We start from the raw sequence: 14736 nt of genomic DNA, 5'->3' as shown, positions 1-14736 counted from the left end.
CTCGTTCAATCAGCTGCGCTAAGGCTTCCGGTTGCATGAAGTTCGATCAGGATGGACTGCTCGGGGAACAGGACGGGCGCCTGGATACCGACATGGGCGAGGCTGGTCCCGGTCAACGCCAATGGCGTGCCGGTCAGAGCTGCCTCGGCCCAGGCCAGGGGTGACTGGCCGTTGCCCGGAAGGGACGTGTAGGGGCTGGCGAGCCGCAGCGTATAGGAGCGGCCCGGATCAAGGCCGGGGAAGGTGAGTTTCCCCGGCGGGTAGGACGCGCTGGAGGCAGTGAGTGAGTAGGCGAACAGTGCCGCGGACTGGTCGGACGCGACCGTTCCGCGCAGGTCCATCGCCGGATCCGGCAGGTCCGCGTGAACGACGATTCCGGTGTGGAGGATGTCCCGCCACTGGACGTGGAGGTCGATCCACTCCTTGAGGTCCGCTGTCTCGGTCTCGGTGAGTGCGGAGATATCCCATTCGATGCCGTAATGACCGAAGATCGCTGTCGCTGCCCGGAAGGGCAGGGTATGGGTTCGACCAGTGGAATGGGACGTCGGCCCGCTGATATGCATTCCCATCAGTTCGGGAGGCACCAGAAGGCCGGTGTACTTCTGAATGGTCAACCGCTCGAGGGGATCGATGCAGTCGCTGGTCCAGATCCGGTCGGTTTGGTCGAGTATTCCGAGGTCCACGCGGGCTCCACCGGAGGCACAACTCTCGATCTCCAGCCCGGGATGGCGGTCCTTGAGCGTGCGCATCAACCGGTACACGGCAGCGACGTTGTGATGGATCACCGCGTGACCGGTGGAAGCGTCTGCGGCGTCGAGCAGGTCACGGTTGTGGTCCCACTTGATGTAAGAAATGTCGTGGGAACCCAGGATCGCGTCAATGCAGTCCAGAATGTAGTCGTAGGCGGCCGGGTTTGCGAGGTTCAGGACCTGCTGCTGGCGGCCCGGGACGGGAAGCCTCCCCTCGGCCTGGACGATCCAGTCGGGGTGGTCCACAGCGAGCTTGGAGTCGAGGTTGATCATCTCCGGTTCGAACCAAAGGCCGAATTCCATGCCGAGGCCCCGGACATGATCGATGAGCGGGGTGAGGCCGTCGGGCCAGACCTCGGGATCAACGAACCAGTCGCCCAGGCTGGAGGTGTCATCGCGGCGGCCAGCGAACCAGCCGTCATCCAGAACGAACCGTTCCACGCCCAGGGCGGCTGCCTTGTCGGCAAGGCGGGTAAGCCGGTTGAGGTCGTGGTTGAAGTACACGGCCTCCCAGGTGTTGAGCGTGACGGGGCGGCGGGATGAGGGGTGGGCCGGTCGGGAACGTACCTCGTCATGGAAGCGGGCGGACAGTTGGTTGAGGCCATGCCCCCAGGAGGCCATCATTAGCGGGGCTGTGTACGTCTGTCCCGGCGCGAGGACAATCTCTTCCGGGAGAAGCAGCTCCCCGGCGCTGAGGAAAGCCTGCCCGGTCGGAGTCTTCTCGGCGCTGAGCTGATGATTCCCGCTCCAGGCCAGATGTATGGCGTGCACCAGCCCGGTCTCGAATCCGAAGGACTGGGTGCCGGCGGCCAGCACCACGCTGGCGTCAGCGCCGGGTCGACCGCGCCGGCTTTCCCTGCGATAGCTTCCCTGGGTGAACAGGTGGCGCTGGGGGCTCCGCTCGCGCAGATGTCGCCCCGTCGTATCCAGCACCTCGACCGCTGAATCAGGCAACGGGACGGATGCCAGCAGCGACCGTACCTCGTAGTCGGAGTCACCAGTGTTCGTCACCGACAGCTGTTGACGCAGAACACCCCCGGCGGTAAGACTGATCGACCCGGTAGCGCGAAGACAGGCAACCTCATCGTCAGCGGTGAACACCACCTCCTGCCCGCCAGCAGTCTCCGTCTGCTCAAGCGAAACAAGGCGGAACGCGGGAAAGATATTCGCTCCCTGGCGGTGGCCCGTGAAACCTGGAGTTCCTTGCCAGCCAAACGCTTCCTGCGGAATGACCGACAGCTGAGCTGGGACATCGAGGCCCCCGGAGACGCGTTGCGGCACCAAGGATGCCGCAAGTGCTGAGAGTCGCTGCTCGTTCAAGTGGCCCAGGGACGGGCCCCAGTGCAGGATGGTCGGGACGCCGGGTCCGGAGGCGTCAATTACTACGCTGGTGTCCGCCGCTGATAAGTGGATAGTCATCACACATTCTTTCAGAAAAGGAATCATGGGTTCGATACCAGCGCACGCCGTGGGGTTCGAGGGCCAGGGGTGTATGTTCTTCACAAGGTCGCCCCGCCGTAATTGTGAAGACCGACCCGTGTGGTGATCAATCGCAACACTGCTCGTGCTCTGTGAGCTGGTGGGTAGCAATCTATTTGGCCCTATGCTGTGTGAACACAACGGCGAAAACCACGGGACAGGGCGGAATGGAGCAGGCTAACAGTTTATCTGACAGTCGTTTGGTTCGTCCCGCTCCCAGACGGCGTGACGAGGGACTGCTTCGTCTGATTGCAGTGTTACTGGTCGCCTAGGTCGTGACGCTCTGGTTAGGCAGCGAGGGCTTACTCCAGTCGTCGGTCGCCACGACCCTAGGCCTTGTCACGGAGGCTGCAGCGGTGCTTCTTTGTAGATATTCCTCACTAGCTGGCACAGGTCCTTCCGCGGTGGGATCGGTCTACCGGAACCGGCGGCCCTGGTCCCGTCGATTGGCCCACAGCGCCAGAGTTCCAAGGAGCAGCGTCCAAACGATGATGGTCACCAGCGACAGCAGCTCGATTGATTCGCCGGTGAAGACCTGCACCGAGATGTCCCGGGCGGCGCGCGAGGGCAGGAATAGTGAGAACGTGTTGAGCCAGTCGGGAAACAGGAACGGTGGAAGCAGCATGCCCCCGGCGAATGCCAGCGGGAAGAAAACCACCTGGGTAACGGCGATCGCCACCTTCGATGTGCACAAATACCCGATGAACAGACCCAGGGCCAGGAAAGGCAAACCGCACAGCAACCAGACCGCAATCGACACCGGAATCCGCCACCAGGACAGTGTGCCAGACATGAAGGCATCAGGAGCCGCAGTCAGTGTCGCTCCGAGGATCAATACCGGAATCAGGGCGATGAAAGCGAACAGCATGGCCGTCAGCGCCCGCGCGAGCGTCGACGAAAGTGGTCCCGCCGGAAGCGTTCTGAGGTAGGAACTCCACGGGTTTGCCCGATCTTCAGCGACCCCGATCCCATAATTGAACAGAAAGGCACTCATCACGCCGAAGAGCGCCAACTGGGCCACAGCAGTCAGGGAAGCGATCGGATCCTGGACGGTGGCTTGCTGCGGAATGACAAAGAACAACAGGGCCAGGGCTGGGAAAATGGTTGAGGAAATCACCGCGACAGGAATCCGGAGTTGTTCCAGCACCTGGGCCTTGGTGTAGGCCCTGATCAGTGTGGCTTGTGTCGGCGCAGGTGAACGCCCGGCTGAAATTGTCATGACTGATCCCTGCCGAAAGTGCGGGCCGGGTGGGCCTCGGGGACTTTCATCCCATGATCTCCGGTCAGCGCCCTGAATGCTTCTTCGAGACTCGCAGCGCGCACCTCGATAGAAGCGACGTCGAGGTGCTCCAGAACCAATGCCCTGACCGTCACGTCACCGTCGGAAGTGATGATGGTCAGGCGGCCGTCGTCGCGTGTTTCCACGCCTACGGTGTGAGCGAGCTGCATGAACGACGACGGCGGCAGCGAGGTGCGGAAGGAGACCCTGCTGAGGGCCACCTCACCGCGGATGTCATCCACAGAGCCGTCGGCGATCACCGACCCCTGGTCGATCACGACCACCCTGCTGGCAAGGGCCTCGATCTCTTCGAGGTAATGGCTGGTGATCAGCAGGGTCCCGCCAGAGCTTCGGTAAGCACGCAGCAAGCGCCACAGGCTGTCCCGGGCTTCGACGTCGAGCCCAGTGGTGGGCTCGTCGAGGATGACCAGTTGCGGGCGGCCCACCAAGGCGAGGGCAACGAGAAGTCGGCGTTGTTGACCACCCGATAGTGCACCGCACTGTCTGCCAGCGGAGTCGCTGAGACCAAAGTCCGCCAGGAGCTCGGCAGTGGGAATCGGGTTGGGATAATGCGCCGCGACAAAGTCGACCGTCTCGTGGACCTTGAGCGTCTGTGGTACTGAGGTGGCCTGCGGCGTGGTGCCAAGTCGGAGCCGGGACGCCGGGTTCAGGGGGTCTTGCCCAAAGATGCGAACCTTGCCGACGTCGACCCGGCGAAGCCCGCACAGCAGGCTGATCAAAGTCGATTTCCCGGCACCATTCGGTCCAAGTAGGCCCACAGCTTCGCCCGAACGAATGTCCAGCGTGATGTCATCCAGTGCGGTGACTCCGCCAAAGCGCTTAGTCACCTGTGACGCGGATGCCAGCACTTGTGGGGTGGGAGGTAGGGCAGAAGTACTCATGACAGCTCCTTTCAATGGATCAGGAAAGCCCCGCGAGGAGGTCCTGCAGTGCCTTGCGGTAATCGGCAAAGGCCGACTTGCCCTTGACAGTGATAGCGACATACGTGGCGGGAGTGCGCCCCTCAATGGTCTTGGTGATCTGTACGTAGCCCGCCTCCTCGAGCTTGCGCAGGTGGGTCGACAGATTTCCTGCTGTCATATCCAGGATCTTGCGCAGCTTGGTGAAGGCAATGCGGTCCCGTTCCCCTACTTCGTTGAGAGTGGTGATGGCCCTCAGGCGGGCCTCGGCATGGATGATGGGGTCCAGCTCAGGCATGGGTCAGCTGCCTTTGCTGACGACGGCGGAGGGTTTCCACCAGGGCGCCCGCCAGGAACCCACCGGAACCGAAGATGAAGAACACGGTGAGGTAGTGCTCGGACCCACTCAGCAGCGCCACCATGTTGATGACCAGGAACCAGACGCCCATCAGGGACTGGGTCTTATCGTTGAAGGTGGTTCCGCCGGTGATGTACAGCAGTCCCACAATGAGAATCGCGATGCCGTTGATCAGCATGCCGCGGACCCAGAAGTCGTCGACGACGTTGGCGATGATTCCGCTTAACGTGCCCATGACGAGGAACCCCAGCGCCCAGGCAACCCCGTACATGGCGCCGAGGAATGCGCTGTGACCCCGGATCCCACGGCTGTAACGGCCGGTAGCGACAATCGTGATCACGATGGCGATGAGCAGGAAGACGCCGAAGATGGCTAGCGCGGGCTCATAGTCGAGCGGTAGCCACCCGAACCGCGAGCCGTGCAGGGTCCCGAAACCCAGAAGCCAGGAAAGCCCCCAGACCAGATACAGCAGGGCTTCGTTGCCGCGGAGTTCACGACGGGCAGTTTCTTCGGCGCTTTTCACCACGCGGAGAGCGTTGTGGAGATCGAGCGGCTGATCACCGTCGGGTGCTTGAGTAATCATTTGGTTCCCCTTTTGCTTGTACTACAGGCTCACTAGATTATGCAGACTAGTTTGTCATGCAAACCAGTCTGTGCGCAAGAGGGCAGGTGAGGTGAACTGGAGGGCTACTGGTTTGGTGCGCCGCGGAGGGTCGACACCGCGAGGAGGCCGGCGACTATCGCCAGAGCGCTGGCAAAGAACACAACGCCGGTCCAGCCAAAGCCGCCGAAGAAGAAACCCCCAATCCAGCCAATCAGGCTGGATCCGGCGTAGTAGAAGAAGTTGTAGAGGCTGGATGCCTGGGCGCGCCCGACGTCGGTGAGCCGGGGGGTCCAGCCGGCCGCCACGGAGTGGACGGTGAAAAAGCCGCCGGTGAAGACGATCAGGCCCACGATGACCAGGGGTAGGGAATCGGTGAGCGTGATCAGCAGGCCGATCACGATCACCGGGATCCCGGCCAACATCACCCGAAGCCGACCGAACCGGACCGCCAGGGTTCCTGCCACCCTGGAGGTGACGGTTCCGGCCAGGTAGGCGAGGAACAGCAGACTGATCACCGCGACGGGGAGGCCGAAGGGAGGGAGCTCAAGCCGGAAGCCAAGGTAGTTATATACCGCGACGAACCCGCCCATCAGCAGGAATCCCTGGGCATAGAGGCCGAGTTGCCTCGGCGACCTGAGATTGTGGAGGATCCGTTCGGACAGCTTAGGCCCGATCCCCCTGGCCACTGGGGTGAACCGTCGCGGCGCGGGGGCCAACCACACGAAGGCCACGGCGGACAGCGCTGCCATGAGGCTTGCCGCCAGTACACCGGCGCGCCAATCGAACAGGTCAGCCGCCGGGCCCGCCACCAGGCGTCCGGACAGTCCGCCGATGGTGGTTCCCGCAACATACGTCCCCGCAGCGACGGCGGCGTGTAGCCGCTGCACCTCCTCGTTGAGGTAGACGAGGGCGATGGCGGGGATACCGCCGAGCGCCGCGCCCTCCAGAAACCGCAGTACCAACATCAGCTCAAAGGTGGGGGCCAGGGGTACCAGGAGTCCGAAAGCGACGGCGGCGCTGATCGCCCAGGTCATGGTCCGCTTCCGGCCCGCCCGATCAGCCACCCAGGACCAGGGGATGACCGCCAGGGCGAGCCCGATGGTCGCAGCCGACACCGTGAGCGCCGCCTGCGCCGCCGAGATGGAGAAGTCACTGGCGATGCTGGTCAGGACGCTCTGCACCGAGTACAGCTGGGAGAATGTGGCGACTCCGGCGAAGAACAGGGCCCAGAGCATCCGGTTATAGGCGCGGCTGCCTTTGGGGTGACCCTCCCATGCCTCGTGAGGGGTCACCGGCGCGCACCGTGTGCAAGTTTCCCCCGCTTCTGCGGGTCCTTACGGCGTGTCATCGGCGGCACGCCGCGTTTCGGGCGTGCGTGCTCGGAGAAGATGGGCAAACCAGTACGCCTAGATCTTGCGATAGGTCAGATCAAAGATCATCCGGCCGGCCTCGTGGGCCTTGTTCTCGAAGCTGGTGAGGGTCCGGCCGTCAAAGCGGGGAGCCCACCCTCCGCGGGTATCGATTCCCTCGTTGACGCCGGTGTTTCCGGTGCTGACAGGGTCTTTCCCTTCCCGGACCGGGGCGCCCCCGACCACCAGTTCCACCCCGCTGTCCCACACCTGGGTGAGGGGGCTGTCCGCACCAGTGCGTTCGCCGTCGTGCACGTTGGTGAAACCATCTGACGCGTCCAGGACGTCGCGCATCTGGACGGCGTAGTCGGACCAATCGGTTGCCAGTCGCCAGAGACCGCCCGGTGCGAGTACTCGTGCCGCGACCTCGGCGAAGTCCGCTTTGACCAGGCGGCGCTTACGATGGCGGGTTTTATGCCAGGGATCGGGGAAGAACACCCAGAGTTCGCTGACGGATCCCTCCGGCAGCATGGTGGCGAGGGCTTCTGCCGCATTGGCCTGCGCGATACGAACATTGGTGAGACCCTTCTGCTCGATGCGCAGGAGGGTCTGGGCGAGACCCGGTTTGTACACTTCCAGTGCCAGGAAGTTGAAGTCTGGCTGCAGCTCGGCGGCGTGGGTGATTGCTTCGCCGAGGCCCGAACCGACTTCGACGACGAGGGGCGCGTCACGGTCGAACTCGGCTGCAGCGTCGAACTGGTACTCGGGGTCAACCGACGTGTCGGCCATGGTGTTGCGCGGAACGTCGATCACAAAGTCGTCGAGTTCCGCCCACGCCTGGCGGCGCCGGCCCTGCAGCCGCGATCCTCTGCGGACGAAGGAAACTGGCTGGGACAGGTGCTGCTCGGCTGGCGGTGTGGGGGCTGCTGGGTCGGTGCTCATTGTTCTAAGGGTATCCAAGCGAACGAAACGCGCCCGCAGAAATCAGTGGAATGGACCTGCCGAAGCGGGGTGTTCCATCAATCTTTGCGGGCGCGTCCCGGAGAGGTGTCTCGGGGGGAGCCTAGTGGTCCGACTCGGCTGCCGCGGCCGCTGCCGCCTTTTCAGCGTCCTTCTCGGCCCGCAGCGCTTCGGACTCGTCCTGTTCTTCGGCCTTTTCCTGGTGGATGACCTCCGCGAGGAGCTTCTCCATCTCCTTGGCAACCCCACCGGCGGAGGCCGGGTTCTGGCCGGTCACCAGGCGCTCGTCGACGATGACCTTCTCTTCGAAGACACCTGCCGAAACGTGGGTGGCGCCCTGTTCCTCCAGGCGGTCAGCCAGGAAGAACGGAACAATCTTGTCCTTGTCGGCGGCGACTTCCTCGTCGTTGGTGAACGCCGCAACGCGCTTGCCTTCGACCAGGCGCAGGCCATTTTCCAACTCAACGTTCAGCAGGCCGGCGGGGCCGTGGCACACGGCGCCGACCACTCCGCCAGCGTTGTACACGCTGGCAACCAGCTTCTGCAGACCCTCGCTGTCCGGGAAGTCCCACATGGTGCCGTGTCCGCCGACCAGGTAGACGGCGTCGTACTGCGAAGGATCGACGACGTCGACCCGTGCTGTGTTGTACAGGCCAGCCTTGGTGGTCTCGTCCTCGGTGAAGGCCACCTGGATGGGGTCGGACGTGTCGACCTCGTCGCGGGGAGGGACGCCACCCTTGATGGAGGCGAAGTCAACGAAGTGACCCGAATCCTTGAAAACCTTCCAGGGGTGGGCAGCCTCGGCCACGTTGTAGCCGGTCTTCTCGCCGGTGTCGCCAAGCTCGGAAACGCTGGTCAGTACAAGTAGGATTTTTTTCATGAAGTGCTCCTCTAGTCGATGTTTCCACCCTAGGTGAGGAGCAGTGGCAGCGCACCTCGCCTCCGTCCGTAGACTTGAGTGATGACACCAGAGCCCCAGGGTGGCACCGCACGTGGGTTGCGGCGTTTCTTCTCCGACCGCGACGGGAATCTGGTTATCGGCCAGTTCCCCAACATCCCCATCATCGGATGGCTCGTGCTGATGGTGGCCGCCGCACTGACTCCCGACCCCGGCGTGTCAGCTGTCCTGGCCTTCTTCAGCGCAGCCTTCCTGTTCACCTGGGCGTACCTGGAGCTGGCGCAGGGTGATAGCCCCTTCCGTCGGGTGCTCGGTGCCGGAGCCCTGATCTACCTGGTCGTCAGCCGCCTCATCAGCTAGCGCACGACCTATCTAGTGCACGACGGCGGCCAGCTCGGCGATCCGTGCCAGCGCCAGCTGCGTGTAGAGGGCTGCACCATCGCCCAGTACGTTGTCGTCGAACGTCGCGTATGGAGAATGGTTGTAGGCGCTCTGCAGCGGATCCGAACCGGGCGTCGCCGCGGACAGGAAGACGAAACTGCCCGGAACCGCTGCCAGGATCCGTGAAAAGTCTTCCGATCCGCTCAACGGCTGAGCCATCCGGCTGTACCGTTGCGAACCGAACAGGTCTTCAATCACCGATTCGGCTCGCACCGTTTCGTCGTTGTCAGTGACGGTCAACGGATATTCGGTCGAGTAGTTGACGCTCACCTCCAGGCCGTGCGCGGCGGCGATCCCTTCCAGGAGCCGTGGGACCACCTGCTGCATCTTCTCCCGGTTCGCGTCCGAGAAGGTCCTGACCGTCGCCTCAAACACCGCCGACTCGGGGATCACATTGCGTTTGGTGCCTGCCCTGAGCACCCCAACGGTCACCACCACCGGGTCGAACATGTTGAACTGCCGGGTAATCATCACCTGCAGGGCGGTCACCATCTCCGCTGCGGCAGTGATGGGATCCTTCGCCAGATGCGGGGCGGAGCCGTGCCCGCCGGCCCCGTGCACGGTCACCGAGAGCCCATCCGAAGCCGACATCAGCGTGCCGGGGCGGGTCGACAGCAGTCCATTGGGTGCGAGCGCCGACATGACGTGCAACCCGTACGCGGCGTCGGGAGTCCGACCTGCCGCCTCCAGCACGCCCTCCCGGATCATCACCCCGGCACCGTCGAAGCCTTCCTCTCCGGGCTGGAACATGAGGACGACGTCGCCGGCCAGCCGGTCCCGCCGGTCCGCCAGCAGGGCGGCGGCCCCGGCCAGCATGGCGGTGTGCAGGTCATGCCCGCACGCGTGCATGGCCCCGTCAATAGTGGAGGTGTACTCGACACCGGTCTGTTCCTGCACGGGTAGCGCATCCATGTCTCCGCGCAGGAGCACCACCGGCTTGTCGGCTGATGAGTAGGCACCCCGACCCCGGAGCACAGCGGTCACCGAGGTGGTGTCTTTGCCCAGGGTGATTTCGTAAGGCAGGCCGTCGAGAGCCTCGAGTACCTTCTTCTGGGTGCGGGGCAGCTGCAAACCGATCTCCGGCTCCTGGTGAAGACGGTGACGTAGGCGCACCAGATCATCCTGGATGCCGTGAGCGTCGGCGAGCACTGTCTCAGCGGAGTGTGTCATGGGGTCTCCCGAGTAGCTGTGGTGTCAGTCACTTCCACCCACAGTCCACGGCCAAAACGTGCTCAACGCAAGTTCAGGACAGTTTTCGCTGATAGGGTTGGGGTACTTGTCTGCGTGTCGGCTTGGTTGGGAACACTCCAACTTTGCCGAAAATCCAGCGCAGCTTGCGTCGATGAACGCATTCTTTTGTCCCGCATTTGAGCTCCCAGCATTGTGAGCGCGGTTGACACTGTCTGACTTTTCTTCGGCGAACCCCCTCGCGTCAACCGATTCGTGGGGAAGATGAGAAGAAAGTTCGTGTACCTACATGACTACTTTTGCTGCCCTCGGTGTGCCCAAGGCACTGGTCCAAACCCTTACTGCCCAGGGAATCACCGAACCGTTCCCCATCCAGGTCAAAACGCTGCCGGACACCCTGGCTGGCCGCGACGTGCTGGGCCGTGGCCGCACTGGCTCGGGCAAGACCTTGGCCTTCGCGCTGCCCATGGTGGCGCGGCTGGCCGAGCAGGAAGCCGCGTACCGGCGGAAGCCCGGACGCCCGCTGGCTCTGGTCCTCGCACCGACCCGCGAGCTCGCGACTCAGATCAACGCCACCATTGAGCCGCTGGCCACCGTGCTCGGCCTGAACACCACTGTCATCTACGGCGGTGTCTCCCAGGCCCGCCAGGAGAAGGCGCTCCGCGCCGGCGTCGACATCGTCATCGCCTGCCCAGGCCGGCTTGAGGACCTGATGCGCCAGAAGCTCATCACCCTCGACGCCGTCGAGATCACCGTCCTGGACGAGGCCGACCACATGGCCGACCTCGGCTTCCTTCCCGTCGTGAAGAAGCTCCTGGACACCACCCCCAAGGAAGGCCAGCGACTGCTGTTCTCCGCCACCCTGGACAACGGCGTGGACAAGCTCGTCCAGCGGTACCTGACCAACCCACTGACGCACTCGGTCGATGACCCCCAGGCCTCGGTGACCACCATGGAGCACCACGTGCTGCTGGTTGGCGACCAGACCCAGAAGAAGCAGCTGATCGTTCAGCTCGCTTCGGGCAGCGGACGCCGCCTGCTCTTCATGCGCACCAAGCACCACGCACGCAAGCTGGCTAAGACCCTGACCGATGCGGGCATCCCGGCCGTCGATCTGCACGGCAACCTGTCGCAGAACGCCCGTGACCGGAACCTCGCCGAGTTCTCCTCCGGCGATGTGCGTGTCCTCGTCGCCACCGACGTCGCCGCCCGCGGCGTGCACGTGGACGACGTCGAACTCGTGGTCCACGTGGATCCACCCACCGAGCACAAGGCCTACCTGCACCGCTCGGGCCGTACCGCCCGTGCCGGCTCGTCCGGCACCGTCGTGACGATCACCCTGCCGGAGCAGAAGTCCGAGGTGCAGAAACTGATGCGCGCCGCGGGCGTCGACGTTGCCTTTGAGAATGTGAAGGCCACCTCACAGCTGGTCGGCAAGCTGATCGGTGATGTCGCCGAGAAGATCGATCCGCGCACCCGCGCATCACTGGTTGCCTCGCGTGAAGCGCAGCGTGGTGGTGGCACCTCCACCGGGGCCAACGCCCAGCGCAAGCGCCGCGGCACCGCGGCACCGTCAACTGGTGGCCGCGGCGGACGCGGTGGACGCGGACGCGTTGCAGCCGAGCCGGGCAACCGGTCGGACCGCCGGCAGGATCAGCCGCGTGGGGCCCGCTTCGGTGGCCAGACCGGCTCTTCGGCTGGCGCGACCACCGGCGGCGCACGCCGTCGTGACGACGACCGTCCGGCCGGGTCAGGAAACGGTGGCGGTAACCGCACCCGTCGCCCTGCCAGCGGCGCCAGGGCAGCCGACGTCGCTCCGCAGGGCAAATCCGCTCACCGCTCCAGCACGCCAGGGGCCAAGCAGGAGTCCGGCAACCAGCGCAACCACACTCCGTCGACCGGTGCCGGACGTCGTCCGTCGGGGCCGCGCCGTGCCACTGCACCCGCATCAAACGATCGCCGCAGCAACTAGCTGACAGCCCTGGCTGGTAGTCGCTGAACCGTCGACATAGAACAGTGCCCTTCCCCGTTCGGGGAGGGGCACTGTTGGTGTCGGGGAGGGCCGCCCGTGGACCCAACGTGCACAATGAAGGAAGATTGACACCATGAACGCAATTCTGAACGTCATCTGGCTGATTTTCGGCGGCATCTGGCTCGCCTTGGGATACGTCCTCGCCGGCGTGATCTGCTGTCTGCTGATTGTGACCATCCCCTTCGGCATCGCCTCCTTCAGGATCGCCGCCTACGCCATCTGGCCCTTCGGGCGCACCATCGTGGACCGGGGCGGCCGAGCATCAACGCTGTCGACGCTCGGCAACGTCATCTGGATTGTCGTCGCGGGGATCTGGCTGGCCATCGGGCATGTCCTGACGGCAATCCCGATGTTCCTGAGCATCATTGGCATTCCCCTCGGCATTGCGAACCTCAAGATGATCCCGGTGTCCCTGACACCGCTCGGCAAGGAAATCGTCGAGACGCGCGGCACCCGGGTCCCTCAGCTGCGCTAGCCCGCGGCGCCGCGCAGGAAAGCGTCCATCAGCGGGCCGCCGGACGTCGAGCCCAGGTCGCCTTCCTCCACAAACACCGCGACCGCCAAGTCGCCCTGCAACGCCACAATCCAGGCGTGGGTCCGCGGTGGGTCCTCATCGCCGAACTCCGCGGTGCCGGTCTTTGCCAGTACTGGTTCCCCTGGCACATCGGCAAGCACCGTTGCGCCACCTTCGGCCACGACGGCGGCCATCAGGGTCCGCAGCGTTCCAGCCTCGTCGACGGTGAGCGCGCTCGGAGTACCAGCCGGAGACGGCGATGGGTCGGAGTCGCCGGCACTCTTGGTGGCTGTATTCCCGGCCGGCTCGCTGGCCGCATCGGCGGCGAGCAGGGTCGGGGTGACACGTTCACCGGCGCCGACACTAGCGGTCATGACGGCGAGGGCCAGGGGCGACACCAGGACCTCCCCCTGACCGATCATCGACGCAGCGTGCGCCGTGCCATCGGCAGCTTCGGGCACCGAACCGAAGAAGGCTGGAATGCCGATCGACGCTTCAACCCCGACGCCGAGATCTGCAGCGGCACTAGCCAGTTCTGCCTGTGAAACGGCGTCGCGGGTGGCGATGAACCCGGTGTTGCAGGATTGGGCGAAGGTCTGCAACAGCGGAATCTCACCCAGGAACGCCGCAGGGTACGTGCTGGCGTTGTTGAACGACCGGCCGTCGACGACCAGCTCCTCAGTGCACTGGGTGGGAGATTCGGGGGTGAACCCCTCGCGGAGCAGGGCCAGCGAGGTGGCAACCTTGAAGGTCGATCCAGGGGCATACTGACCCAACAGTGCGGTCTGCAGGCCGGCACTGCCAGGGCCGTTGGCCACGGTCAGAATGTCTCCCGTTGACGGGCGGACAGCGACAATCGACGACGCCGACGGTTCCTCCTCAAGCACTGTCTCGGCGAGGGACTGGAGCGTCTGGTCGACGGTAATCCCCAGGGGCTCGCCAGCCACCGGATCCTTCTCGAAGAGGGGCCGGGCTTCGGCGCCGTCGGCCGGCTCAGCGGGGGTCGCCGTAATCGTCAGGCCGGGGGAGCCGGCCAGCTGGTCATTGTGCTGCAGCTGCAGGCCGGACAACCCAGTCAAGTCCCCGGCTTCCAGATCGCCGTCGGACTGTTCAATCATTTCCGCGCTGGCCTGGCCCACCGACCCGAGCAGCTCCCTGGCGAAGGTCCGGGTGGGTGCGAGGGCTAGTTCGTCGGGGAGGGCCAGGGCCCCTGGAACGGCGGCCAGCTCGTCATCCGTGACGGTGCGTGAGGCGTCATCGCGCAGGACAATTGCCTCCACGAAAGCCTCCTGGCCCGCACCCTCCACCTGGGTGGTGAAGTCCGCCGGGTTTACTCCGACGAGGTCGGCCAGCCCCTGCGCGGATCCTGCGAGCTGATCTTCCTCGAGCTGGGTTTTGTCGATGCCGATGCGGAGGACCGGACGATCAGTGACGAGCACCTCGCCGTCGGCGCCGAGGATGTCACCGCGGGCCGCCGGGACGGACGAGGTCGCCAGTACCTCGCTGGCAGCCAGCCCTTCGACTGCGACAGCCGGGTCCCAGGCCACCTGCCAGATATCGTCGGTCCGCGACAGCTCGACGGTGGTGGAATAGGTCCAGTCCTCAGCACTTTCATCCACATCCCACACATGGTTCAACTGCGCGGTGGCCTGGTCTTCGGAAACGGACTGCACCTCACCGACGGACACTGACGGTGTTAGCGGGTCGAGGGCGGCGGTGATCGCGGCCAGTTCCTCGTTGACCGCTGCGACCGAACCGGTGGCGAACGTGGAACCGGTGACATCAAGGGCACTGAGCCCTTCGGCGAAGGTGGCAGCAGCATCCTCGGCTGTCGGGCCGGTATCCGTACAGGCGGTGAGGGCGAGCGCAAGCGCTGCGATGGTCGCCACTGATGTTGTCCGTCGAAGATTCCCCATTGAGTCATTATTGCCTACCCGCATTGTCGCCTCGATGAAGCGTCAGCCC

At 64.4% G+C, this 14736-nt stretch carries 13 protein-coding genes; 3 read left to right on the top strand and 10 right to left on the bottom strand.

Translation table 11 applies throughout. From position 1 onward, the window contains the following. Positions 1–5: 5 nt before the first annotated feature. The 8 genes from ABD059_RS11535 to ABD059_RS11500 form a co-directional block, all read right to left on the bottom strand. The gene (locus ABD059_RS11535; RefSeq protein ID WP_343880131.1) at positions 6–2168 is read right to left on the bottom strand and encodes an alpha-galactosidase; all 2163 of its coding nucleotides are present in this window, start codon (positions 2166–2168) and stop codon (positions 6–8) included. 475 nt (positions 2169–2643) lie between these two features. Continuing rightward, positions 2644–3447: an ABC transporter permease gene (locus ABD059_RS11530; RefSeq protein WP_343880129.1), complete on the bottom strand. Its 804-nt coding sequence runs from the start codon at positions 3445–3447 to the stop codon at positions 2644–2646. Next, a complete protein-coding gene (locus tag ABD059_RS11525) occupies positions 3444–4409 on the bottom strand; it encodes an ABC transporter ATP-binding protein (protein WP_343880127.1) in 966 nt (321 codons plus the stop codon). Before ABD059_RS11525 ends, ABD059_RS11530 begins: the two co-directional genes overlap by 4 nt. A 19-nt stretch (positions 4410–4428) precedes the next feature. Beyond that, positions 4429–4725, bottom strand: a complete 297-nt coding sequence (locus ABD059_RS11520; protein ID WP_343880125.1) for a transcriptional regulator — start codon at positions 4723–4725, stop codon at positions 4429–4431. Next, positions 4718–5368: a hypothetical protein gene (locus ABD059_RS11515; protein ID WP_343880123.1), complete on the bottom strand. Its 651-nt coding sequence runs from the start codon at positions 5366–5368 to the stop codon at positions 4718–4720. Before ABD059_RS11515 ends, ABD059_RS11520 begins: the two co-directional genes overlap by 8 nt. 104 nt (positions 5369–5472) lie before the next feature. Beyond that, complete coding sequence (locus ABD059_RS11510; RefSeq protein ID WP_343880565.1) at positions 5473–6624, bottom strand: MFS transporter; 1152 nt, start codon at positions 6622–6624, stop codon at positions 5473–5475. Between the two features lie 171 nt (positions 6625–6795). Continuing rightward, positions 6796–7680 (bottom strand): tRNA (guanosine(46)-N7)-methyltransferase TrmB, encoded by an 885-nt coding sequence (gene trmB, locus ABD059_RS11505; protein ID WP_343880121.1) that lies wholly within the window; start codon positions 7678–7680, stop codon positions 6796–6798. 121 nt (positions 7681–7801) lie between these two features. Then, complete coding sequence (locus ABD059_RS11500) at positions 7802–8578, bottom strand: type 1 glutamine amidotransferase domain-containing protein (RefSeq protein WP_343880119.1); 777 nt, start codon at positions 8576–8578, stop codon at positions 7802–7804. An 81-nt stretch (positions 8579–8659) separates the two neighbouring features. Here ABD059_RS11500 and ABD059_RS11495 point away from each other — a divergent pair, with 81 nt between their 5' ends. Continuing rightward, positions 8660–8956: a hypothetical protein gene (locus ABD059_RS11495; protein WP_343880117.1), complete on the top strand. Its 297-nt coding sequence runs from the start codon at positions 8660–8662 to the stop codon at positions 8954–8956. A 12-nt stretch (positions 8957–8968) separates the two neighbouring features. Here ABD059_RS11495 and ABD059_RS11490 read toward each other — a convergent pair whose 3' ends face one another. Next, complete coding sequence (locus ABD059_RS11490; RefSeq protein WP_343880115.1) at positions 8969–10207, bottom strand: M20 metallopeptidase family protein; 1239 nt, start codon at positions 10205–10207, stop codon at positions 8969–8971. Between the two features lie 307 nt (positions 10208–10514). Here ABD059_RS11490 and ABD059_RS11485 point away from each other — a divergent pair, with 307 nt between their 5' ends. Together ABD059_RS11485 and ABD059_RS11480 are read left to right on the top strand one after the other, a co-directional pair. Beyond that, positions 10515–12197 (top strand): DEAD/DEAH box helicase, encoded by a 1683-nt coding sequence (locus ABD059_RS11485; protein WP_343880113.1) that lies wholly within the window; start codon positions 10515–10517, stop codon positions 12195–12197. 133 nt (positions 12198–12330) lie between these two features. Continuing rightward, positions 12331–12732: a YccF domain-containing protein gene (locus ABD059_RS11480; protein WP_343880111.1), complete on the top strand. Its 402-nt coding sequence runs from the start codon at positions 12331–12333 to the stop codon at positions 12730–12732. Here the strand turns inward: ABD059_RS11480 and ABD059_RS11475 are convergent. Beyond that, positions 12729–14687, bottom strand: coding sequence for a penicillin-binding transpeptidase domain-containing protein (locus ABD059_RS11475; protein WP_343880109.1), 1959 nt, complete (start codon positions 14685–14687; stop codon positions 12729–12731). The genes ABD059_RS11480 and ABD059_RS11475 overlap by 4 nt on opposite strands. Positions 14688–14736: the final 49 nt, after the last annotated feature.

Origin of the sequence: Arthrobacter flavus (assembly GCF_039526005.1) — a bacterium.
Lineage (GTDB): Bacteria > Actinomycetota > Actinomycetes > Actinomycetales > Micrococcaceae > Arthrobacter_D > Arthrobacter_D flavus.
This window is presented reverse-complemented; position numbering and strand designations above follow the sequence as displayed.

What these genes read in the sequence shown, in the direction of transcription:
- ABD059_RS11535 (WP_343880131.1), bottom strand. Translation starts at nt 2,168, where the DNA reads ATGACTATCCACTTATCAGCGGCGGACACCAGCGTAGTAATTGACGCC.
- ABD059_RS11530 (WP_343880129.1), bottom strand. Translation starts at nt 3,447, where the DNA reads ATGACAATTTCAGCCGGGCGTTCACCTGCGCCGACACAAGCCACACTG.
- ABD059_RS11525 (WP_343880127.1), bottom strand. Translation starts at nt 4,409, where the DNA reads ATGAGTACTTCTGCCCTACCTCCCACCCCACAAGTGCTGGCATCCGCG.
- ABD059_RS11520 (WP_343880125.1), bottom strand. Translation starts at nt 4,725, where the DNA reads ATGCCTGAGCTGGACCCCATCATCCATGCCGAGGCCCGCCTGAGGGCC.
- ABD059_RS11515 (WP_343880123.1), bottom strand. Translation starts at nt 5,368, where the DNA reads ATGATTACTCAAGCACCCGACGGTGATCAGCCGCTCGATCTCCACAAC.
- ABD059_RS11510 (WP_343880565.1), bottom strand. Translation starts at nt 6,624, where the DNA reads ATGCTCTGGGCCCTGTTCTTCGCCGGAGTCGCCACATTCTCCCAGCTG.
- trmB (WP_343880121.1), bottom strand. Translation starts at nt 7,680, where the DNA reads ATGAGCACCGACCCAGCAGCCCCCACACCGCCAGCCGAGCAGCACCTG.
- ABD059_RS11500 (WP_343880119.1), bottom strand. Translation starts at nt 8,578, where the DNA reads ATGAAAAAAATCCTACTTGTACTGACCAGCGTTTCCGAGCTTGGCGAC.
- ABD059_RS11495 (WP_343880117.1), top strand. Translation starts at nt 8,660, where the DNA reads ATGACACCAGAGCCCCAGGGTGGCACCGCACGTGGGTTGCGGCGTTTC.
- ABD059_RS11490 (WP_343880115.1), bottom strand. Translation starts at nt 10,207, where the DNA reads ATGACACACTCCGCTGAGACAGTGCTCGCCGACGCTCACGGCATCCAG.
- ABD059_RS11485 (WP_343880113.1), top strand. Translation starts at nt 10,515, where the DNA reads ATGACTACTTTTGCTGCCCTCGGTGTGCCCAAGGCACTGGTCCAAACC.
- ABD059_RS11480 (WP_343880111.1), top strand. Translation starts at nt 12,331, where the DNA reads ATGAACGCAATTCTGAACGTCATCTGGCTGATTTTCGGCGGCATCTGG.
- ABD059_RS11475 (WP_343880109.1), bottom strand. Translation starts at nt 14,687, where the DNA reads ATGGGGAATCTTCGACGGACAACATCAGTGGCGACCATCGCAGCGCTT.